Source organism: Bacillota bacterium (assembly GCA_012839765.1).
GTDB lineage: Bacteria > Bacillota > Limnochordia > DUMW01 > DUMW01 > DUMW01.
Genome location: DUMW01000042.1, coordinates 1 through 20,270, shown reverse-complemented (window position 1 = coordinate 20,270; position 20,270 = coordinate 1). Strand labels below are relative to the sequence as shown.

Below are 20,270 nucleotides of genomic sequence, written 5' to 3'. Positions count from 1 at the left end.
CGGCGCCGGGAGGTGGGACCCCCATCTCCCCCCGAACCCGTGGGATAGCCTTCCTTCGAAGGACCATCAAGGTAATTGGGAACCGACCAAGGGATCATCGGTAAGTACACTTGGGTTACAATCACTGTCTTCCCCCTTCACCTTTCCAAGAGAACCCTTGGGGCTATAGCAAGCTTCCAAGCCTAAAGGCTCTTTGCGTAGACCCCTGGATCCACGGCCTGGTGGTCACAGACATATCCTCTCCGGGCATCCACCTGGCGGGAAATCCCAGCCTACGACTTGGCCACTCTAGTCGGTTCCTACAATTAACTTTGGGTTCCCAGGGAGCGAAACTTGTCCGCACGACACCGCCTCACTGGCTGGGCCTCGCTAGTATCTGGGTTACTCACCGATATCTCCAGATCCTTCGACCTACGCTTAATCAGCCAAGACCCGGTGAGGGGGGAAGTGGGATAGTAATATCATGTGGCTAGTAGGCTAGTTAATTGATACATTGGTATTGCGACTGACAAAGAGAGGTCGAACCCCATCACTATCGCGAACCAAGCCATGGTCCAGTTGACTCTGACCCTTTTTCGGCTTCGCTTCAGGGCAGTAACACACCCATACCAAGCCTGCTTATTGTATCTTTACGCTCCCATGCCCTGATGAGAACAATGTCGGTAACTACAATACAGACTGCCAACCCCACCGACATTTGCCAGTGTTCTTCCGCATAACCGCCGTCCTCGCTCTCATACTAAGGGCGGGGTGAAAAATATGGTGTTAACCATCAGATCAATGAAGAAAGAGGCCAGGCAACGGCAGCTTAGTGTCCAGGAAGCCTTCGTCCTCTGGGATCTGTTGAAGGGCAAGTATGATGCCCTAGAACTGAATGAAATGTACCAAACCTTCGCCCATGATGCGGATCTCAAATTCATTTTGGGCCGGCTGATTGAAACCTTTAACCAGCATAAGGAGAGCCTGGAAAAGATCATGAAGGAGTTCTCCATACCCGGTCCCGATCAGTACCGGGGACCTTCCAACTGGGCCGGCAATCCGGAGGCCTTGCGGGATGAGTTCATTGCACTAAACAGTCTGACCCAGCTTCAGAGCCGGGTCCATGGCATGTTGCGGGCCATTCGGGTCTGTATTAATAACGATAGGGTCCGCAAAGTCTTGCTCAAGATGATCAAACCAGAACTCGACCACGTGGAGCTCTTGGTGAATTACCTAAAACTGAAGGGCTGGCTGGCAACCCCACCCCTGTACCCGAGCACTCCTCCCGATGTCACGGAGATCATCGACGTCACCGCGGTGGGCAAGCTGTGGGATCACCTCACCTTCCGATATGACAACATCTGGTTAACCAAGGTCTTCCGGGAGGTGGTCCACGATGGAGACTTTCGCATCATCCTGGAGCGCGGACTGGACAAACTGGCCAAACAAGTGGAAGTGCTAGAAAAAGAGTGCAAGACATTTGGTATAACCCTGCCCAAGCGACCTGCGGAGGTCTTCATCACCCCTAGCAGCTCGGAGGTAATCGACGATGATAAGATCTATCGGAGCATCTTGGCAGGGTTGCAAGGGGCCATGCAGATCCACGCGGAAGCAGCCACCCACACCTTGGTCAATGATCGGATTCGGCATATCTTCCAAGATCTTTTGCTACAGGAACTGGACATGTTCGACAAGTTCGTGAAATACGGGAAAATGAAGGACTGGTTACATCCCTGCCCCAATTACCGGGCGGAATAGCTAGGACCAGGGACCCCGCTGTTTATCGGCTAAAGCTAGCTTCAGGATGCTATCGATTAACTCAGGGTAGGTAATACCCGCCGCCTCCGCGGCGAAGGGAAAACCCTGCCCTTTCGTAATGTCCGGATTGGCGTTCACATCGATAATGTAAGGCTGTCCCTGTTGATCCACCCGCAGGTCCACCCGCCCATAATGCCGCAGACCGATCAACTGAAAGGCCCGGCAGGCCAGCTTTTCATACAACTTAGCCTCTTCGGCCCCAACAGGCGCAGGGCAAATCCGCCGATAGGCCGCCTGCTCTACAGACCCCTCAATCCATTTAGCATCATAGGAGAGGATCCGCCGGTACCCCGGTGGCAGATCTTGGAAGGTTGCTTCAGCCAAGGCTAAGGTCCGCAGATGTTCATCCTCCAGGATGCTGACATAAAACTCCCTGCCCTCCACATATTGCTGAATCAACCACTTCACCGGGTCTTTCCTCTTCATAACAATGGCCTTTAGTTCTTCCGGATTAGTGGCGATGCTATCCTGGGTGATGCCGATACTGCCATCTTCGGCCACAGGCTTAACCAGGACTGGGAAGCAGTCTACCGCCTGCCACCGGTCCAAGGGCCAGGTCTTGGGGACGGGCAGACCAGCGTTTTGCAAAAGTGCATAGGAAACCTGCTTGTTTACGGCATTGAACATACCCACACTGTCTGAACCGGTGAATTTGAACCCCAGTAGTTCTAAGTACCCGGTAAAAAGGGCCTGGGCCTTGCTACTTTCCCTGATACTCTCACAGAGGTTAAACACCACATCCGCGTTGGTATCCGCAAGGCGCTTTAGCTCTTCGGGGAGATTCCTGCCAATACCCAAGACCTTAAAGCGGTATCCCAATTCCAAGCAAGCCCGCCCCACGTCCCTAACTTCCTGCATCACCCCGGCGTGGGCCAGGTAATGTTCATCGGCTCGGTTCACTGGGGTGTTATATGTGATCAGTACGTCCACCATGATACCTCCCTCTGGGGGTTTTCTCCACTAAATAGATGATGCATTCGACAAATCCGGAAGATTACCTCTCCCGCAAAGGGATTCGGGCAAGAAATGACGAATCCTATTCTGGTTTCAAGTCAAGACTAGGTTGAGAAGGTGGTTGCTGGTGGCAAAACCGAGGGTGATCCGGGTGACGAAAGCAGACAACAACTTCCAGTATCTGGAGGTAATCTCCAGAAACCGACGAAAAAGGCACCGTTACGGTGTCTTCCTCGTAGAGACCGTAAAGGGGATCAATGCGGCCCTCCAGTATCGGTGGGATATCCAGGCTTTCATCTACCCTGCGCAGGTGGAGCTTTCACGTTGGGCCCAGGACATCCTGCAGAATTCTAGGGCACCGGTGCACTATGAGTTGAATCCTAGGCTCATGGAAGAACTCAGCGACCGGGAAGAGACTTCGGAATTATTGGCCCTGGCCGCGATCCCGCCCGATGACCTGGCAAGGATTCCTATCAGGAAAGGCTTCCTTATGGTGGTCCTGGATCGACCCAGCAATCCGGGGAATATCGGGACGATCATCCGTTCCTGCGACAGCTTCCAGGCTGCGGGCCTAGTCATCACCGGACACAGCGCCGATCTTTATGATCCGCAGGCGGTACGCAGCAGCATCAGTTCCTTGTTTGCCCTGCCGACGGTCCGGGTGCCTTCCTACCAGGAATTGCTGCCTTGGTTTGCCCGGATCAGGGAGCGCTATCCCGATTTTCAGATCATCGGCTCTAGCGCCAAAGCCACCAAAAAAATCACCCAAGTGGACTTCACCCGTCCCACCGCGCTAATCCTAGGCAATGAAACCAGCGGACTCAGCCACAACTTCCGGGAAATCTGCGATGAAATCGCTAAGATTCCCATCTTCGGTTCCACCAGTTCGTTGAACATTGCCTGTGCCGCCTCGATCTTTCTTTACGAAATCCAGCGGCAAAGATGCGCCGCTCCGCTCATTCCTGGGGAGTAAGCGCGTTTTCCACCGCCTTCATGTAGGCCTTGGAGGTCACCGTGGCACCGGAAACCGCATCCACCACCGTCGATTGTTCTTCGACAATACGTTCAAGCACCTGTTCCCGTACATGATCCAACTGGAACTGGACATCTTTGATCACCCGGATAGACCGGATCATCCCACTAAGCACCGCTACTTCCACGGTGTTGGTCCAGCGGCCGCCCTGGTAGGTGCCGCGGTAGATCCCATCGGGCAAAGCACTGAAATCGACATTGGAAATGGCAAGGATCGCCCCTTGCCTCAAACCACAGGATAGGTAGATCAACACAGCAAGTGCCACCACCACAAGCACGCCCAAAATGCCTGCCATTACTCGCAAAACCGCCACTCCCTTATGTGTCCTGGTCTTGCTGTGCCACCCGGGACCAGGAGAATCCCCGCGTATACGGGCATGACTTTCGTCTCAAAGACTCACCCACAGGCTCCAGTAACGGGCCCCTGTAGATTAGACGTACGTTATCGTCAGTTTGCTCCGGAACTGTCTTCCCCTTGATCTTCCCCACCAAAGTCGCGTTTCCTCCTTTGGGCCCCAAGTCCTAGCGGCTAACAGACGGAAGACCCAGATGAAACTCATATCCCCGTTGGAATTGCAGCAATACTGCGTGATCTATCATCCTGTGTCGCGGTAAACAGCGGAAGGGCAACCGCCAACGTCCAAGGGGAGAAAGACAGATGTCGTCGCTGACCCAGAGGGATATCGCAAGTCTAAACGGGATTTTTCTTTCCACCCCTTCCCTGATGAACACCGAGAACATCCACAATTCTAACCCTGAGGATCCGCGAGATCGCCGAGGCAAACAACTTTCGGGTGGGACCATTCCCTATTAAGCCATCGGACTTGCGCAAAGCATAGCCACCGAAGCCCTTGGCTAATTCCCGTTTAGCACCTTACTCCTATGGAGAACCCTACCCCAACACAAATCTCGTAATAGTGTCGTATACCTTGAAAAGCAATTCAGACATGCGTTTGTCCTTCAGGAATTGTAACTCGACCCTGATGCCCCCGGACAGGATAAGCTTGATCTCACTATCCAAGTCAAGCATCCGGGCCGTCTCCATGGCATAGGCGACAATCGACTTGTACGGTATGGTGCAATACTCGGTTTTCTTGCCGGTCAGCCCCTGTCTATCGGCAATCTGAATCCTCTTGTCCGTGAATACTGCCGCATCTCGAAAAGTCTTGACCGCAAACAAAGGCTCCTCCTGTTCTGTCAGCATATCTCTCAGCTAATCAGGGATAGGAACCTCGATAAAAAAGATCTAGGTCTTAGCCAATGCATCAGCCACAACACATACCCCCTCAGTATAGCCAATTGCCACTATTCGACGAAGGACAATTGGTTCTTTGTATCGATAGCGACGGCAAAACAGCGATTGTAACCACCATCACCCTAACGTGATCATTCCCCGGACCTTAGACGACATGACTTCTTATCTCCTTAGCGACTTTCCGAAGGCTATCCTTAACGCTTTGTTCCTCAGGGTCATCGGTAACAAACCCCGCCGAAGGGTAGACCCATTCGGGTCCGACTCCCCGTGTCATGGTATAATATTCTTGAAATCAGGGATTCCGACACACTCCACGCCCTTAGGGGTTAAGGGGGAATCCACAGGGGGCAACCACCCCTACCGAGCAATGGCCGAAACCAGTGAGCACCCAAGAAGAATAAGAACAAACATGGTACAGATATTCGATGTCGCCCTATGGAGTTGGGATCAAGCTAGTATCTTCGTTAACCACACGGATTCCCGGACCAGAGGGGCTTCGAGAGGTCATACTGTCGTTTATTCCTCAGTACCCACCAAGGGGCTGTGGGATGGAGTTGAAATACGGAACACTATAGGGTGAGCTTCATCTGGGCGGGAAACCAAGACCATTGAAATCAGATCCACAGGGAAACGGACCGTATTGTCCACGTGTTCTGAAAAGAAAAGTCCGGAGGGAGTACGATGACAACGTTAGGAAATCTTATCTGGTTCGTCTTGGGCGGAGGTGCCTTGGCTCTATTGTGGCTGGTGATCGGAATCCTCTTTTACCTGACCATAGTGGGGATACCCATTGGCAGGGCGTGTTTGGAGTTTGCGAAACTATCAGCCTTTCCCTACGGAAAGGAGATCATCCGGGAAACCGAACTGAAAGGAAAAGAGAACATATGTTGGGTTTGGAGAATTGTCAATACCGTCCTTAACATAATCTGGTTCCCCATTGGCCTGGCTTTGACTCTGGTCTACTTCACCTTGGCCATCCTCTACTTTCTAACGATCGTCGGGATACCGATTGCCGTTGTGTATGTTCGAATGGGTCAGTTTCTCCTTGCCCCTGCGGGGTGCAGAGTAGTATCCAAAAGGAAGGCATTGGCCAGCGCAGTAGCCCGCGAAATGGACAGACGCGCTGGGAAAAGACGCTAAGGTCATCAAGTACCCGTTTCCACTGGGTTTCGGCATGTTGTTCTGTCGGTTGTTCAAAGACGTGTGGCTCCGGTCTGGGCTAACTTGGGTAAATCAATCAATATATCCAGTGAGACTACAATATGAAACAGCATATGGTTCCGTGGGTCAGTCTCTTCCTGTCCATCTTGATAAATACGTGGACAATCGTCTTTCACCCCCTATTTAGAAATCGGCCGTTCTTGACGTCGCGGACGGACAACCTTCAGTGGGTCGGGTGCGCCCAAATCCTCTTCGCCGGCGGGTTTGGCCCTATTGGTTATGCCGGGAAGCCTATGCCGCAGGTCACAACATCACTAGGCTTGCTCCGAACCTGCTGCGTGTTATCCTGGTTTCCCTGACCCCATCGGCGATGGATCCATATACCTCAGCAAAGCCGGCACAGATGGCAACGGAAAACAACTACATCCGGAGAATTCCGCTCGTCTCTAACCCAAAAGATTCTCGATTTGTTTGCTTGTTTTCTTATCTAATATCTCACCGGAAAGCGCATTCGAGATAAAGCTTTCAACCTCAGCTGTCGTCTGTTCTTCGCGAATGATAAGCAATAGGTTCAGGATATCAAGCAGTATGGATTTTCGCATGGTCTCTTTCATGGCCATGATATCAAAGGAGATCAGCCTAGAGGCGACGATATCACTCAGACTCGGTTTTGCAGAGACAATTTTCCCCAGCGATTGGATACACTGTCGTACTACGTTGGGTTTCGCGTCGTTCAGAAGCACCAGATACCCGTCAAGGATCTCCTCCATCCGGTTTTCCGTATCCCATCTGACATTTTCCGCTATGAGCATCAAACCAATACTTCGTTGATAGGAGTTTAGACTTTTCAGCTTTTCGTAAAAAGTGTCCCAAAACGGGTAAACGTCGTCAAAAAGCGCCGACCGGTGCTGGAGCAGGAGAAATGCCTGATAGCGCACATCCTCATTCTTTGATGCTAACCAATCTACGAGTTGAGCAATGTCGTTTCCACTCAACGCTCTTTTGACGCCGCAGGCAAATCGCATTCTTGAATTGACACGATACGCTCAAAGTCCATCATCTTACGCGCTCCAATCGAGCATCTTTTTCTCCCAGGTTCCCTTTTCAAGATCGCTCAGGAGTCGAAAGCTGAAAAACAGCGCAAAATGAGGGAAAAGCGCCTCCCCAGGGGGAATTGTCTACGAGGGCTACGACCCCTCGCCTCCCCAAAGGAAGCACCTCTCTGATGAACAATAGTTCGACACCGAAGAGCACGAATCCCTGCCTGATTGAGTACGAGTTTCACCGAAAGTGGCTGTCATGTTCTGGCGAAGCGGCTTTGGAACTACACGCGGGCGGCGCCGATGTACAATACACGCTCCGACGAACTTGTTTACTATCCATATTAGCCTGCTTAATACCCTGGGCATACCGTTGCCTATACTCGAATAACTGGCCGGGCAACCCAGGACCATACGAGTATTGTATCCCGATACTTGACTCAGTGCCTCCTTGCGGTGGCCAAGTGCCTTCAGGAGCATCTGCCCCCAGACTCGGATTTGCCCCATTTTGCCCAAGTGTGAGGTTGACCGCGGGACAAACAAAAAAACCACGGTAGCTCAAAAGCTCCGTGGTTAACTATGTTCAAAACTGGTCGGGCTGACAGGATTTGAACCTGCGACCTCTTGACCCCCAGTCAAGCGCGCTAGCCAAGCTGCGCCACAGCCCGACACCAGTTATACTACCACAATTGCTCCCGATGTGCAACCCCGTTTTGCCGTGATTTTACGCGCTCTGCTCCGCGGAAAGGTCTAATTCGAACTCTTTGTGGATTGCACGCACTGCATCCAAGGTATACTTCTGGTCAATCAGGCAAGATACCTTAATCTCAGAAGTACTGATGGCCTGGATGTTAATTCCCGCATCGTACAAAGCCTTGAACATCTTTGCAGCCACACCGGGATTGCTCACCATACCGGCCCCAACAATGGAAACCTTGGCCACCGTGTCGTCGTAGAGCACATCACTGGCCCCCAGTTCTTCCTTGATCCCCTTCACTACCTCGAGGGTCAGATTAAGATCCGACCGGGACACGGTGAAGAGCATATCGGTCTTCCCACCACGCGTATAGGTCTGAACGATCATATCCACGTTCACACCCTGATCCGCCAAGGCAGAGAACAGTCGGGCCGCAATCCCCGGTTTGTCATCCACATCCACCACGACGACCCGCACGGTATCTTCGTCTTTTGTCACTGCGGTAACCAATACATCTTTTTCCAAGTCAGCTTCACTCCTCACAAAGGTCCCTTCTATCTGTTTGAAGGAGGACCGCACATGAATAACTACCCCATGGATAGCTGCATATTCAACAGCCCGGGGTTGCAGGACGACTGCTCCCAGACTGGCCATCTCCAACATCTCCCCGTAGGAGATCTCCCGCCACTTCCGGGCATTGGGAACAATCCTCGGGTCGGCACTGTATACCCCATCTACATCAGTATAAATCTCACACACCTTGGCCTTCAAGGCTGCGGCCAAGGCCACCGCTGTTGTATCGGAACCACCACGTCCGAGGGTAGTGATCTCTCCATCATAAGTCTTGCCCTGGAAGCCAGCCACCACCACAATATTGTCCTTCTCCAGTTCCTCGAGCACCCGCTCAGGGTTGACCTCCTGGATCTTCGCCTTGCTGAACATCCGATTGGTGTAGATCCCCGCTTGGGGCCCGGTTAAGGAGATTGCCGAATGCCCCATGGCCTGCAAAGTCATGGCCAGCAGGGAAATGGTAATCTGTTCGCCAGTAGACATCAACATGTCCATTTCGCGTTTAGGAGGATTATTGCTCAGTTTTCCTGCGAGGGCGATCAGATCGTCCGTGGTGTCCCCCATCGCAGAGACGACAACAACCACTTTGTTACCCGCCTGTTTTGTGGCAATAACCCGCCGCGCCACATTCTTGATCAATTCCGGATTAGCAACTGAGCTACCACCGTACTTCTGTACTACGATTTCCATCTCTTCCACCTTCCGCTCAAATGAACTCCGTTGATGTCAGCGCACCATGAACAGAGACCTCGGTAACCAAAGACCGACAGGCCACCCCATGCCTTGCGAAAGCCTTGGCCATCGCCTGCGAAACATCGTCACCCTCTTCACCGGCAAAGGCCACCACCGTGGGGCCAGCCCCACTGAGGGCCACTCCATAGGCGCCAGCCTCCTTTGCGGCCGCCATCACATCATCGAACCCGGGGATCAGACCCGCTCGGTAACCCTGGTGCAAACGATCATCCCACAACTCCGGATTTCTCAGCATCTCCAGGTTCCCTTGACAAAGGGCTGCCACCAGCACCGCCACCCGCCCCAGGTTAAACACCGCATCCTTCAGGGGCACTTCCCGGGGCAACACTTCCCGGGCCCGTCGGGTGCTGAGAACGAAATCAGGAATGGCCAGACAGATCTTCAAGGGGACCGTAGGCACAATCCGCTGATAATGGGCCTTGCCAGAAGCGTCGGTGAAAACAGTGACGAAACCGCCTAAAAGGGCCGGCGTCACGTTATCCGGATGGCCTTCCAGCTCCGAAGCCAAAGCCACCAGCTCCCCTTCCCCCAGGCGATTACCACTGAGACTGTTTGCCGCCACCAAGCCGCCTACGATGGCAGTGGCGCTGCTGCCCAAGCCCCTGCCCAGGGGAACGTTGTTCTCCGCCACGACCCGCAAGCCCCGAGGTTGATACCCTACCCGCACAAAGACCTGCTCCATGGCCTGCACAAACAGGTTCTCTTTGGTGGTAGCAATGCCCTGGGATTCTCCCCGCACCTCCACGTGCAGGCCCTCTTCCCCTTCCTCCACAGTGAAGACGTTGTAAAGACCGAGGGCAAGCCCTAGACAATCAAAACCTGAACCGAGGTTGGCAGTGGTCGCAGGCACTTTCACACGGACAGCCATGGGTACACCTCTTCCATCAACATTCAAGTACATATTATAACAGTTTCCGGCATCTAAGAAAACCCACAAAAAAAAGAGAAGACATCGAATGTCTTCTCCTTTTTGAAACCTGGCAACTCAAGAGTTCCTTATCTTACGGCATCCTTTAGGGCTTTTCCGGCCTTAAAGACGGGAACTTGCCGCGAATCGATCTCGATCTCTTCTCCGGTGCGGGGATTACGACCTTTCCTTGCCGCCCGCTGCCGAACTTCAAAGCTGCCAAAACCAACTAATTGTACCTTCTCGCCACGGGCTAACGCCTCGGTGATCGCGGCAAACACCGCATCCACCGAACCGCTGGCCATCTTCTTCGTCAACCCGGTACTCTCTGCCACCCGATCCACCAATTCGGCTTTGGTCATCTCAGTTCACCTCCCTTGTTACACGCTAATCTAACCCTCGTAGTTCCACGCTTTCCTTTGATAGGTTGTCCACCCAAAAGGGACATTATAAGTCTCAACCCAAATAACCATGGGCTTTCCGGCTCTCCCTCGTCTACTGATGTATATTCTACCAATCGGCTTAATATCCTGCTTGCCTAACAAGAATTTCCGAGAATTTCGCAGCTAATGAGGTTCATTTCCGGTCTTGTCAGGATTTGATAGCAATGATTGATCTTAGCAACCTACTCGGTGTATACTCAACGCAGGAGGCGATCAGTCATGAGCACCACGGTGTTAGACCAGATACCAGTAGAATTGGAATTATCCAAAGTCCTAAAATACATAAAGATGACCGAAGACCATCCTGAAGCGCCGTCCATCGCGGAACTGGTGAAACAGGCCCAGACCATTGCCCGTCCTAAGGCCCTGTACAAAGAAGCGTATATCGAGACACGCACCGACGAAAGCATCGTGGCCGAGGGCATTACCTTCCGTAGCCGGGTGCTGGCGGTCAACTTGCAAAACGCCCACCGGTTTATCGCCTATGTGGTCACCTGCGGACAGGAGCTGGAAACCTGGGCCCAGGAGATTCCCGATCTCTTGATGCAATACTATGCAGAGCGGATCAATGAACTGGTCCTAAGACAGGCGGTGGAATACCTGAACCGCCATCTGGAAACCACTTTCCACATGGGCAAGACCGCCCACATGAGCCCAGGTTCCCTAGAGGACTGGCCTATCAGCGAACAAAAGCCTCTATTTCAACTGCTGGGAGATACGGAAGCAACCATCGGACTGAGACTGACCGATTCCTTCCTGATGCTGCCTATCAAGTCCCTGTCGGGAATTCGTTTTTCCACCACCGTGGACTACGAAAACTGCATGCTCTGCCCTCGGGAGAACTGCCCTGGCCGGCGGGCCCCTTACGACCCACATCTGTACGCCCGCTCCTATAGCAAAACCAAGACGGTATAACGAAGAAAAAGGACGGAGATACCAAATCTACGTCCTTTTCTTTCCTTCCCAGATATCGGCTGTTTAGAGGATGATACAAATCAAACCCCCGCTGCCTTCATTAATAATCTTGCTCAAGGTCTCCTGCAGTTTCTCCTGGGCGTGTTCGGGCATCCGGTGCAGCTTGCTGGAGATCCCCTCCTGAATCAGTTCATAGAGGGATTTCCCCAGGAAATCCGAGGACCAGATCTTGCTGGGATCGGCCTCAAACTCCTCGGTGAGGTACCGCACCATCTCCTCCCCCTGTTTTTCCGTCCCCACAAAGGGAGTGACCTCGGTGACAATATTGGCCCGGATCAAGTGGAAGGACGGAGCACTGGCGGTAAGGCGGACCCCAAAACGGTTACCTTTCTTGATGAGCTCCGGCTCATCGAAGGTAATGTCCTCAAGACGCGGACTGACTATCCCATAGCCCCGTTCCCGCACATCGGCAAAGGCCTGGGCAATCAAGTCGTACTCCTTCTTCGCGGCCGACAGTTCCTGCATCAAGCGCATCAGGTGATGGTCGCCCTCCACCGCAAAGCCTGTCATCTCCTGGAGCACTTGGTAGAAGAGGCTGCCGTCCACGAATAGGTCAATAACCGCCTTGCCGGAACCCAAATCCATGGTGGCCAGCTTCACACTCTGCACCGATTCGTACTGCCGGAAAGCCTCCACCGCCGTGGTAACGTCTCGCAGTTTATGGATGTTCTCCACGGTCTCAAAGACCGCCGCACCGAAGCGCTTGCTTAGCTTGTGATCCTCGGCCAATTCGTCCACCCACTGGGGTAGGCGGATCACGATCTCCCGGACCGGGAACTCATACAGAACCCGATGCATGAGTTCCATGATATCCTCCTGGGTCATGCGCAAGCAGTCCATGGGAATAACCGCCACATTATACTTCTCCTCCAAGGACCGGGCCAGGGCCTTGGTTTCTTCCTTCTCGGGGGTGATGGAATTAAGCACCACCAGGAATGGCTTACCCAATTCCTCCAGTTCACTGATCACCCGTTCTTCTGCGGCCACGTAATTCTCCCGGGGAATCTCGGTGATGGAACCGTCGGTGGTCACCACCAGACCCAAGGTGGAGTGTTCTGCGATCACCTTTCGGGTGCCGATCTCTGCGGCCTCTTGGAAGGGAATTTCATGATCAAACCAGGGGGTGCGCACCATCCGGGGCCCGGTCTCCTCTTCGTAACCCTTCGCCCCTTCCACGGTGTACCCCACGCAATCCACCAAGCGTACCCTGCACTTGATATTGTTCGTAAGACCGATCTCCACTGCCTCGTCGGGCACGAATTTCGGTTCCGTAGTCATGATGGTTCTACCAGCCCCACTTTGGGGCAATTCATCAATGGTACGTTCCTTTTCATGGACATCCTCTATTCTAGGTAGCACCATAAGGTCCATGAACCTCTTAATAAACGTCGACTTACCAGTACGAACCGGCCCTACCACCCCTATGTAAATGCTGCCGCCGGTTCGTTCCGTGATGTCCTGGAAGATATCGAACTTTTCCATCGGTAGGTCCCCTCCTCACCGTCCTAATACCCAAAGATCCCAGTCACTGGATATCCTTGACCACATTCAATATATCTATATTAGCTTGGACCTTTGAATATAACCGGGGAACAAAAAAAGCGCGGCCCAAGCCGCGCTTTTTCCTCTTTGAAAACAGCCTTCCTCATTGCCGCTGACCCAATTTGAACTTCAATTCCGAGCCATCGCGCAGCCGCTGAATATTGCTCCAGTGACGCACGATAGCCATGATCCCCAGGATGGCTCCCGCCACCACATAGGCGGTGGACATACGGAACACCAACATGGTGAAGGGTAACAAAACCGCGACCACAAGGGAACCTAGGGACACAAAACGGCTGAAGTAGACCACCAAAAGCCAAATCAAAGTGAGAACCAAAGCCACCTTTGGGGCAATGGCCACCAGCACCCCCAGGGAGGTGGCCACCCCTTTGCCTCCCTGAAGACGGGCGAAGACGGGCCAGTCATGCCCCAGAACCACTGCCACCGCCGCAATCGCCAGCACCACATCACTTTGGTTCAACAGTCTCGCCACAAAAAGAGGAATGAAACCTTTTAAAGCATCCAGAAATAACACCAAAAAACCCAATCGGATCCCAAGACTCCTCGCCACATTGGTGGCCCCCACATTGCGACTGCCCACCTGACGGAGATCGATCCCCGTCCGATACCGAGCCACCAAAGGCCCGGTGAGGATATTTCCCATTAAATAACTTCCGAGAATAACGAGTAGCGAGACCACTGTCGCCATACTTCTGACCTCCTAAACTTCCCCTCGCCCCCTGGTCTCAATGACCACCGGCACTCCGTGGAAACCGTAGTGCTCCCGCAATTGATTCTCCAGGTACCGTGCGTAGGAAAAATGCATCAAACGGGGATCATTGACGTAAAACAAGAATCTCGGCGGTCGTACTCCCACCTGCACTGCATAGTAGATCTTTAGCCGCTTGCCTTTTCGGCTGGGCGGCTGCACCCGGGAGGTAATCTCATTTAGCAGATCGTTGAGTCTACCGGTGGTAATCCGGAGCGAAGCCTGCTCGTGAACATACTCGGCCACTTCCAACACCTCATGGACCCGCTGCCCGGTGGCGGCGGAGATGAACACCAAAGGTGCATAGCTTACAAAGGCAAAGCGATACCGGATCAACTCCTCAAATTCCCGCATGGTCCGGTGGTCCTTTACCACCAAGTCCCATTTGTTCACGGCCAAAATGAGGCCTTTGCCCACCTCGTGGATGTAACTGGCGATCTTCGCATCCTGATCCGTGGCCACCTCGGTGGCATCCATCAATAATACTGCTACATCACAACGATCGATCGCCCGCAGGCTCCGGATGACCCCGTAGCGCTCCACCGGTTTCTCCACTTTGGATCGGCGCCGCATCCCTGCGGTATCTACCAGGAGATACTTTTTCCCCTCCCGTTCCAGGAGGATATCAATAGCCTCGCGGGTGGTGCCGGCGATGTCGCTGACGATAGTACGCTCTTCACCTAGGAGTTTGTTCACCAAAGAAGATTTTCCCACGTTTGGTCGGCCCACGATCGCGATGCGTACATTGCTTTCATCCGCGGGCTCCTCCTCCGCGGGGGGAAGTTGCTCCATCACCAGGTCCAATAGATCCCCAATATTCCGATTGTGCATAGCAGACACCGCGATGGGGTCCCCCAAACCCAGGGCATAAAACTCCACCGCATGCAGTTCCAGCTCGGAATTATCTGCCTTGTTCACCACCAGGAGTACAGGCTTGTTCTGCCGGCGCAAAAGTTCGGCCACATCCTGGTCCAACTCTTGGGGACCGGCTTGCCCATCCACCACCATCAGCACCAAATCGGCCTCCTCGATGGCCATTTGGGCCTGTTTGCGGACGCTGGCAGCAAAATCGTCATCATCGGAGAAATCTATACCGCCCGTATCCACCAGAATGAAGCTGCGCCCCAACCAATTACATTCATGGTACAGCCGATCCCGGGTAATGCCCGGTTCTGACTCCACAATCGCCACTCTGCGTTCAATCAGCCGGTTAAACAACGCGGACTTTCCCACGTTCGGCCGACCCACAATGGCCACAACCGGTTTTCCCATGGGATTTCCTCCTTACTCCGCGGCTAATTCTTCAATGAATCCAGCCATTTCTGCGGCCCCATCCACCAGCCGAATCGGCACGTTCAACCGCTTCGCCACATCATCTAGATGCCAATCGTCCAGGAAGAACAGGTCCTGGTTCACCATCACCCGGGGCAGGACAAGATAATCTCCCAGCTCCTGCTCCCGCAAGGCCGCCACCAAATCCTCTCCCGTGATGAGACCCGTGGCAGTAACCAAGGAACCGAAGAACCGGTTCTCCACCACCACCACATTACACCGGAGGTTGCCAATGCCGGACAAAAGTACAAAGAAATCCTGAAGAAAATAGGCACCCATCTTGCCCGTAGCGATAGTCACCGACTTCTCCCGCCCCAGACGTCGGGGCCAAGTGCACTGGGCCAGCTCCTCCCGGAAGGCGGCCACCATCCCCACACCATTTTCCAGCTGGGCAAACTCCTCGTAAAAGTCTCCCCTAGGGACAGGAGCCTGGGCCAGGTAGTAAAACTCGTCGGATAGCCACAGGAACCGGGTACCGAATTCCTCCAGACACCGGTCTTGCACCTTTGCACAGGCGGCAATCAGCTGCCTTGCCTCCGGTGGGCGAACAGACCGCAACGGGGACAAATGGGTACGGAATCGCGTTAAGCCCACTGGGACCACGGCCACGGATAGCACCGTCGGCCAAAATCTGCGCAAATCTTCTATGGTTCTGTCCAGGATCTCACCGTCGTTCTCCCCCGGACACAGTACAATCTGGCAATGTACTTGGATATTGTGTTCCCGCAGCCAGGTCAAATGTTCACGAATCAAAGCGGCTTTGGGATTCCGCAAAAGCCGCGCCCGCACCTTGGGATCCGTCGCATGGACCGACACATATAAGGGACTCAGCCTTTGGGTGGCGATCCGCTCCCAATCGGACTTCTTCAGGTTCGTCAAGGTAATGAAGTTGCCATAGAGAAAAGATAGCCGGTAGTCATCGTCCTTTTCCCTTAACGAGGCACGCATCCCGGCGGGCATCTGATCCTCAAAGCAAAACAGACAACGGTTGGCACAGGTCTTGACCCGATCGAAAAGGACATCGGTGAAGGTAATACCCAGTGGTTCATCGGGGTCTTTCTCCGTCTCGATCACCCACGTTTCTTCCTGTTTGCGCACCGTCAAGACCAGATCGGATACATTGGAGTAGTAGTAATAGTCAAGGATATCCCGCAACTGATGACCGTTAATGGCCACCAGTTCATCCATTGGTTCCAGGCCCAGCTCCTCAGCCAAGGAACCGGGTGCGATCTCTTTAATCTTCCCTGCCACTTTGTTTTTGGACCACCACCACGGGGTATTTGCGAGAGAATTATACCATAAGCTGTATACGAAGGCAAACCTATCTAACCTCTGCCTTCACCGCCTCCACCACCGCCACAAGACATCGAAAGGCCCGTTGGGTGCCCACCAAAACCAGGGGACGTCCCAGGAAGACCAGGCGCAACCGCCGGGACAGGTATCCACCGATCCGCATGATCAGGTTCACGCACTTTAAGGTATCCACGATGACCAGCTCCCTGTCCGCCTGTCCTCCGGCCAGGTTGTATCCGTTAATCAGGGTGGTCTCAGCGATTTTCCCCCCTCTGCCCCGTCCCAACACGTAAACCTCATGTCCCCTTTCATCTTTGCCCATGCAGTGAAGGGTACCCTGCTGGTCGTTACGATCAAAGAGGGGCAGTTGCAGAAGCTCCTGTCTGGTGGGGAGGCGGTCCGCTGGCAAGATCCCCAGGTGAATGGCGGCGGCCACAGGAGAGGAGTGGGCACCGCCAAAACAACAATAGATAATCTTCAACCATAGCCCTCCTCCTCAGTGTAGGACGATGAAGTAGGTGCCTTCCTCAAGTTCATGGACCATCCCCCCGGATACCCGACTGATGTACCGGGCAATTTCCTCCAAGGCCGCGGGGTCTTTGGCATAGAAGATGGGCGCACTGCCTCCCACCCGGTCCCTATGCAAAGTCACAATGGCGATGATTTGTTTCGTCATCCGGACGTCTCCAGACATCACAATACCCCTTTTCTAATCCACCATTAACCCGGCCTTGGCATCAAGGGGTCTGCGGACCGATGCCTCCAGGACCGGTACCCTCAGGGCCGCTTGGATCATGGCCCTTTCACTGGGGCTAGAGGGAATAATGGCAATGCCGATGGCACCGGTTTGGGCGTCCCGCCGGGCTAAGGGTAGAAACTCCGGTTCCCCAAGGTCCAACCGCAGTCCCAGTACCACCGAAAGGTCATGGATGATGGCCTGCATCTGGCCGGGGTTGGCCAGGGTAGCCTTGGCGTTAGGGTCCCGCGGGGTGATGATCACCCCCTGCCCATGGGCGAGGTACCGTTCCCGGGACTCCTTTAGCCCCACGTTCATGATCACAATGTTGTCCACCTTCAGCATCGGACCGTCAAAACTGATCTTACCCGGCCGCACCTCGGCAATGTCCCCGATCACCTTGCCCCGCATAAGTTTGTTTAGCATATACGCACTTAACATCCCCACCAAAACCGCCAGGGTAAACCGCCAGGCCGGTTCCAAAAGGAAGCCAGTCCCCAAATATCCTAGGCTTACCAAGAGGGATACAAAGATAGCCAAGTAGTTCCGGGCCTCAAAGACCCGCGCGATCCCTTCGATATAGGCGGTACCCCGCCGCACCAGCTCCGTCTCCTCCAAATTTAGCAAGGTCCTACGCTCCATCTCCCGCACATCCCGAAATTGGGTGGCAGCCAGGGCCAGAAAGGTAGCCGCGGCATAGTCCTCGCTGAGCACGGCGGGCACAGCCATGGCCCCTAGAAAGGCGGCGATGAATCCCAGGGACAGATGAATGATATACCCTTGGGGATAGCTGGGATACTGGCGGTAATCGATCCGGAGCATGTACAGCCGGGCCAGGGTCCCCATCAGGGTGGCTAAGGGTATGGAGACCAAAAAGTCCATGGGACTAATCTCGCTTAGGACCCAACCGTAGACCTGCATCTTCCAGCACCCCGTGAAAATCGCCTCTAAACATTTGCCCTACTTTCTCCTTAAACTCGTCCACAGACCCGCAGTTTAGGGCCGTAAAGGCTACCAGGCCCACCACCAACAGGATCGCCAGAAACAGCGTCGTGGCCAAAGCAGCACTGCCTATGCGCCGCAGAACACTAGGCCGACCCGTGGCAGTAAGCCCAGCAGCCACCGGGATCACCTCTGAGAAGAACCTGGCAGCGTTTTGGGCCCGTTCCAGGGAAATGGTGTGGGTGCCCATCTCCAAAAGGATGGCCTTCGGACCCAGGTCTTGGTTATAGTTCCCCTGAGCCATAAAGATACCCTCGATAATCCCCGGGTATTTCTCATCGGCCACCGCCTTGATCCGTTTGGCATACTCCAAATTGGTGGCCATATTTGGATTCTGTCGGCCCACCACAATCCGCACCTTACTTGCGGGAGTGCCGTCTATCTCTGTCGCGTAAACCTCCGGCGGTAACGCGTCCCGGTGAACGTCGATCAAAGTAGAGGGGCTGGCCTTCATCAGTTCCATGGCGGTGCGACGTGAGCGCATGTAAGCCTGGCCGTCGTGGGGGTTGTGGTTGTTCTGGGACCAGATGGCTTTATAGCCCAGCTCCTCCAGGGCATCCCGGAAGGTCCGTCCCACTTGGTAAATATCCCCCACATCCTTGGTGTACACACCACTGGTGGGCACGAAGGATTCGTCACTATGGGTGTGGTACAGGGCGACGGGCCCACTGGTCCCCATGCTGGCCGCCCATCGACCGGACAAGGCCGCAAAGACATCCTGGAAGAAGGTGGTGCCACCCACGGTGGTGAGGGAAGCGACATCCGGTAACTCGATGGTCTCAATGTATTTGCAATAGGCCACATCCTCCCCCACCTCCACCACTTCGTACATCCGGTTATCCGCGGCGATGTACTGGTCCCCTTCCACCGGCAACCGCGCCGTCAAAGTCAGGGGATTGCCCTCCTCGTCCACCAGCTGCCAATATCGACCCACAAACTCCATCCCTTCATTATCCCCAGGGGAAGTTGCTTCCACTCCACAGGGACAAAGCACAAAGACCAACACTAAGCACACAAGCAGCCACCTAGGCATCGGGTTCATCCTCCTTTGCAACCTCCTGGGCAAAGTCCTCATTGCGCAGGGGCAAGGGCGCATCCTCCCGTTCCGCCGGTCCCCCCTGTAGTCGCTCCCGGACCTCACCCACCAGTTCCGCCAGTCCCACCGCAATGACTCCCGCCAGCACCGTGGCATCATAGACACCGGCCCCACCTAGGTTCACCGTGGCCGGTACCCCTTCCACCACCGCCCGAATCAGGTGGATCACGTCCAGGGCCACAATCCCTAAGGTGGCGGCAATGAAGGCGGAACGACGGGATCGACCCGCAAGGTACCCGGAAACCCCCGCCACCAAACCAAAGAACCAGAGGGGATCCATAAAGTCCGCATCGGGTGGATCAAAGTCCGTTAGATTGGTGACGATGGTCAGAACCACCACCGTAGCAACCGTAGCCAACAGGGCCCGGATCCATTCCCTGCGCTCGTCGGCCTTGACCAACAAATAGATGGCCACCGCCACAGGGACGAGGGCACCACCCACATTCAAGCTCACCTGCAAACCCCGCCGGTACAGAGGAAGGGTCACAAAACTGGTCACCACCATCAGCCCAATGATTAGCAGGGCCTGGCGGTCATCTAGCCGCATCCGGTCCAACACCCGATGTAACAAGCCGAAATAGATGAGGACCGCCACACCAAACAAAATAATTAACCCAATGGTCAAAGGGATCACACTCCTTGCGCTCCGTATCTCTTCTTTAGAGTGTGCGCCCGATTAGGGGATTATGCAGTGGCTGCGGGCCGCTTCTTTTCCCAAGGGACGTAAGCATTTTCCGGTCCGCCTTGAACCGATAAAGAGCACTTGCTGGAAATCACCGAAAGGGATATAATCCCATCTTTTGCAGTTATAGTCAGAAACAGAGGTCTCAAACCCTTGGTACGAAAGGGTTTGCAGACCTCTGGCCATGTCGGCGTTATGTAGGGGAAAATGTCATTTTTTTACCTCGCCCAGAAT

The 20,270-nt window shown here is 54.1% G+C and carries 20 protein-coding genes, 1 tRNA gene and 1 pseudogene; 5 read left to right on the top strand and 17 right to left on the bottom strand.

The genetic code is table 11. From position 1 onward, the window contains the following. The first annotated feature begins 780 nt into the window (after positions 1–780). Positions 781–1,737 (top strand): DUF3231 family protein, encoded by a 957-nt coding sequence (locus tag GXX57_04275; GenBank protein HHV43868.1) that lies wholly within the window; start codon positions 781–783, stop codon positions 1,735–1,737. Here the strand turns inward: GXX57_04275 and GXX57_04270 are convergent, their stop codons facing one another. Then, a complete protein-coding gene (locus GXX57_04270; protein ID HHV43867.1) occupies positions 1,738–2,727 on the bottom strand; it encodes an ATP-grasp domain-containing protein in 990 nt (329 codons plus the stop codon). Positions 2,728–2,878: 151 nt separating this feature from the next. Between GXX57_04270 and GXX57_04265 the strand changes: the two genes are divergently transcribed. Further along, positions 2,879–3,724, top strand: a complete 846-nt coding sequence (locus tag GXX57_04265) for an RNA methyltransferase (protein HHV43866.1) — start codon at positions 2,879–2,881, stop codon at positions 3,722–3,724. Here GXX57_04265 and GXX57_04260 read toward each other — a convergent pair. Further along, on the bottom strand, positions 3,708–4,088 hold the full coding sequence (locus tag GXX57_04260) for an FMN-binding protein (GenBank protein ID HHV43865.1): 381 nt from the start codon (positions 4,086–4,088) through the stop codon (positions 3,708–3,710). The genes GXX57_04265 and GXX57_04260 overlap by 17 nt on opposite strands. Positions 4,089–4,441: 353 nt before the next feature. Here GXX57_04260 and GXX57_04255 point away from each other — a divergent pair, with 353 nt between their 5' ends. Next, entirely contained in the window at positions 4,442–4,597 is a 156-nt protein-coding gene (locus GXX57_04255) for a hypothetical protein (protein ID HHV43864.1), read from the top strand. A gap of 78 nt (positions 4,598–4,675) precedes the next feature. Here GXX57_04255 and GXX57_04250 read toward each other — a convergent pair. Continuing rightward, positions 4,676–5,056 (bottom strand): annotated as a pseudogene (locus GXX57_04250) (PH domain-containing protein). Between the two features lie 663 nt (positions 5,057–5,719). Between GXX57_04250 and GXX57_04245 the strand changes: the two are divergent. Beyond that, positions 5,720–6,178 (top strand): hypothetical protein, encoded by a 459-nt coding sequence (locus GXX57_04245; GenBank protein HHV43863.1) that lies wholly within the window; start codon positions 5,720–5,722, stop codon positions 6,176–6,178. Between the two features lie 467 nt (positions 6,179–6,645). Here the strand turns inward: GXX57_04245 and GXX57_04240 are convergent, their stop codons facing one another. From GXX57_04240 to GXX57_04220, 5 genes are all read right to left on the bottom strand, one after another. Beyond that, positions 6,646–7,224, bottom strand: coding sequence for a hypothetical protein (locus GXX57_04240; GenBank protein HHV43862.1), 579 nt, complete (start codon positions 7,222–7,224; stop codon positions 6,646–6,648). A 605-nt stretch (positions 7,225–7,829) separates the two neighbouring features. After that, positions 7,830–7,907, bottom strand: a tRNA-Pro gene (locus GXX57_04235). A gap of 56 nt (positions 7,908–7,963) precedes the next feature. Beyond that, entirely contained in the window at positions 7,964–9,196 is a 1,233-nt protein-coding gene (locus GXX57_04230; GenBank protein HHV43861.1) for an aspartate kinase, read from the bottom strand. A 16-nt stretch (positions 9,197–9,212) separates the two neighbouring features. Next, positions 9,213–10,127: a homoserine kinase gene (locus GXX57_04225; GenBank protein HHV43860.1), complete on the bottom strand. Its 915-nt coding sequence runs from the start codon at positions 10,125–10,127 to the stop codon at positions 9,213–9,215. A 128-nt stretch (positions 10,128–10,255) separates the two neighbouring features. Beyond that, a complete protein-coding gene (locus GXX57_04220; GenBank protein ID HHV43859.1) occupies positions 10,256–10,528 on the bottom strand; it encodes an HU family DNA-binding protein in 273 nt (90 codons plus the stop codon). A gap of 300 nt (positions 10,529–10,828) precedes the next feature. Here GXX57_04220 and GXX57_04215 point away from each other — a divergent pair, with 300 nt between their 5' ends. Continuing rightward, positions 10,829–11,524, top strand: coding sequence for a vitamin B12 dependent methionine synthase (locus tag GXX57_04215; protein ID HHV43858.1), 696 nt, complete (start codon positions 10,829–10,831; stop codon positions 11,522–11,524). Positions 11,525–11,587: 63 nt separating this feature from the next. Here the strand turns inward: GXX57_04215 and spoIVA are convergent, their stop codons facing one another. The 9 genes from spoIVA to GXX57_04170 form a co-directional block, all read right to left on the bottom strand. Further along, on the bottom strand, positions 11,588–13,066 hold the full coding sequence (gene spoIVA, locus GXX57_04210; protein ID HHV43857.1) for a stage IV sporulation protein A: 1,479 nt from the start codon (positions 13,064–13,066) through the stop codon (positions 11,588–11,590). A gap of 163 nt (positions 13,067–13,229) precedes the next feature. Continuing rightward, positions 13,230–13,835, bottom strand: coding sequence for a glycerol-3-phosphate 1-O-acyltransferase PlsY (plsY, locus tag GXX57_04205; protein ID HHV43856.1), 606 nt, complete (start codon positions 13,833–13,835; stop codon positions 13,230–13,232). Positions 13,836–13,847: 12 nt separating this feature from the next. Then, positions 13,848–15,167, bottom strand: coding sequence for a ribosome biogenesis GTPase Der (locus GXX57_04200; GenBank protein ID HHV43855.1), 1,320 nt, complete (start codon positions 15,165–15,167; stop codon positions 13,848–13,850). Between the two features lie 12 nt (positions 15,168–15,179). After that, complete coding sequence (locus GXX57_04195; GenBank protein ID HHV43854.1) at positions 15,180–16,478, bottom strand: DUF512 domain-containing protein; 1,299 nt, start codon at positions 16,476–16,478, stop codon at positions 15,180–15,182. 70 nt (positions 16,479–16,548) lie between these two features. After that, positions 16,549–17,001 (bottom strand): DUF3189 family protein, encoded by a 453-nt coding sequence (locus tag GXX57_04190; GenBank protein ID HHV43853.1) that lies wholly within the window; start codon positions 16,999–17,001, stop codon positions 16,549–16,551. Positions 17,002–17,016: 15 nt separating this feature from the next. Further along, positions 17,017–17,214 (bottom strand): hypothetical protein, encoded by a 198-nt coding sequence (locus GXX57_04185; GenBank protein ID HHV43852.1) that lies wholly within the window; start codon positions 17,212–17,214, stop codon positions 17,017–17,019. A 15-nt stretch (positions 17,215–17,229) separates the two neighbouring features. Beyond that, positions 17,230–18,138 carry a hypothetical protein gene (locus GXX57_04180; protein ID HHV43851.1) on the bottom strand — a complete coding sequence of 303 codons (909 nt, stop codon included), beginning with the start codon at positions 18,136–18,138 and terminating at the stop codon, positions 17,230–17,232. A 4-nt stretch (positions 18,139–18,142) separates the two neighbouring features. Further along, positions 18,143–19,291, bottom strand: a complete 1,149-nt coding sequence (locus tag GXX57_04175) for a hypothetical protein (GenBank protein ID HHV43850.1) — start codon at positions 19,289–19,291, stop codon at positions 18,143–18,145. Further along, the gene (locus GXX57_04170; GenBank protein ID HHV43849.1) at positions 19,284–19,988 is read right to left on the bottom strand and encodes a DUF1614 domain-containing protein; all 705 of its coding nucleotides are present in this window, start codon (positions 19,986–19,988) and stop codon (positions 19,284–19,286) included. The genes GXX57_04175 and GXX57_04170 overlap by 8 nt, the downstream gene beginning before the upstream one ends. Positions 19,989–20,270 lie beyond the last annotated feature (282 nt).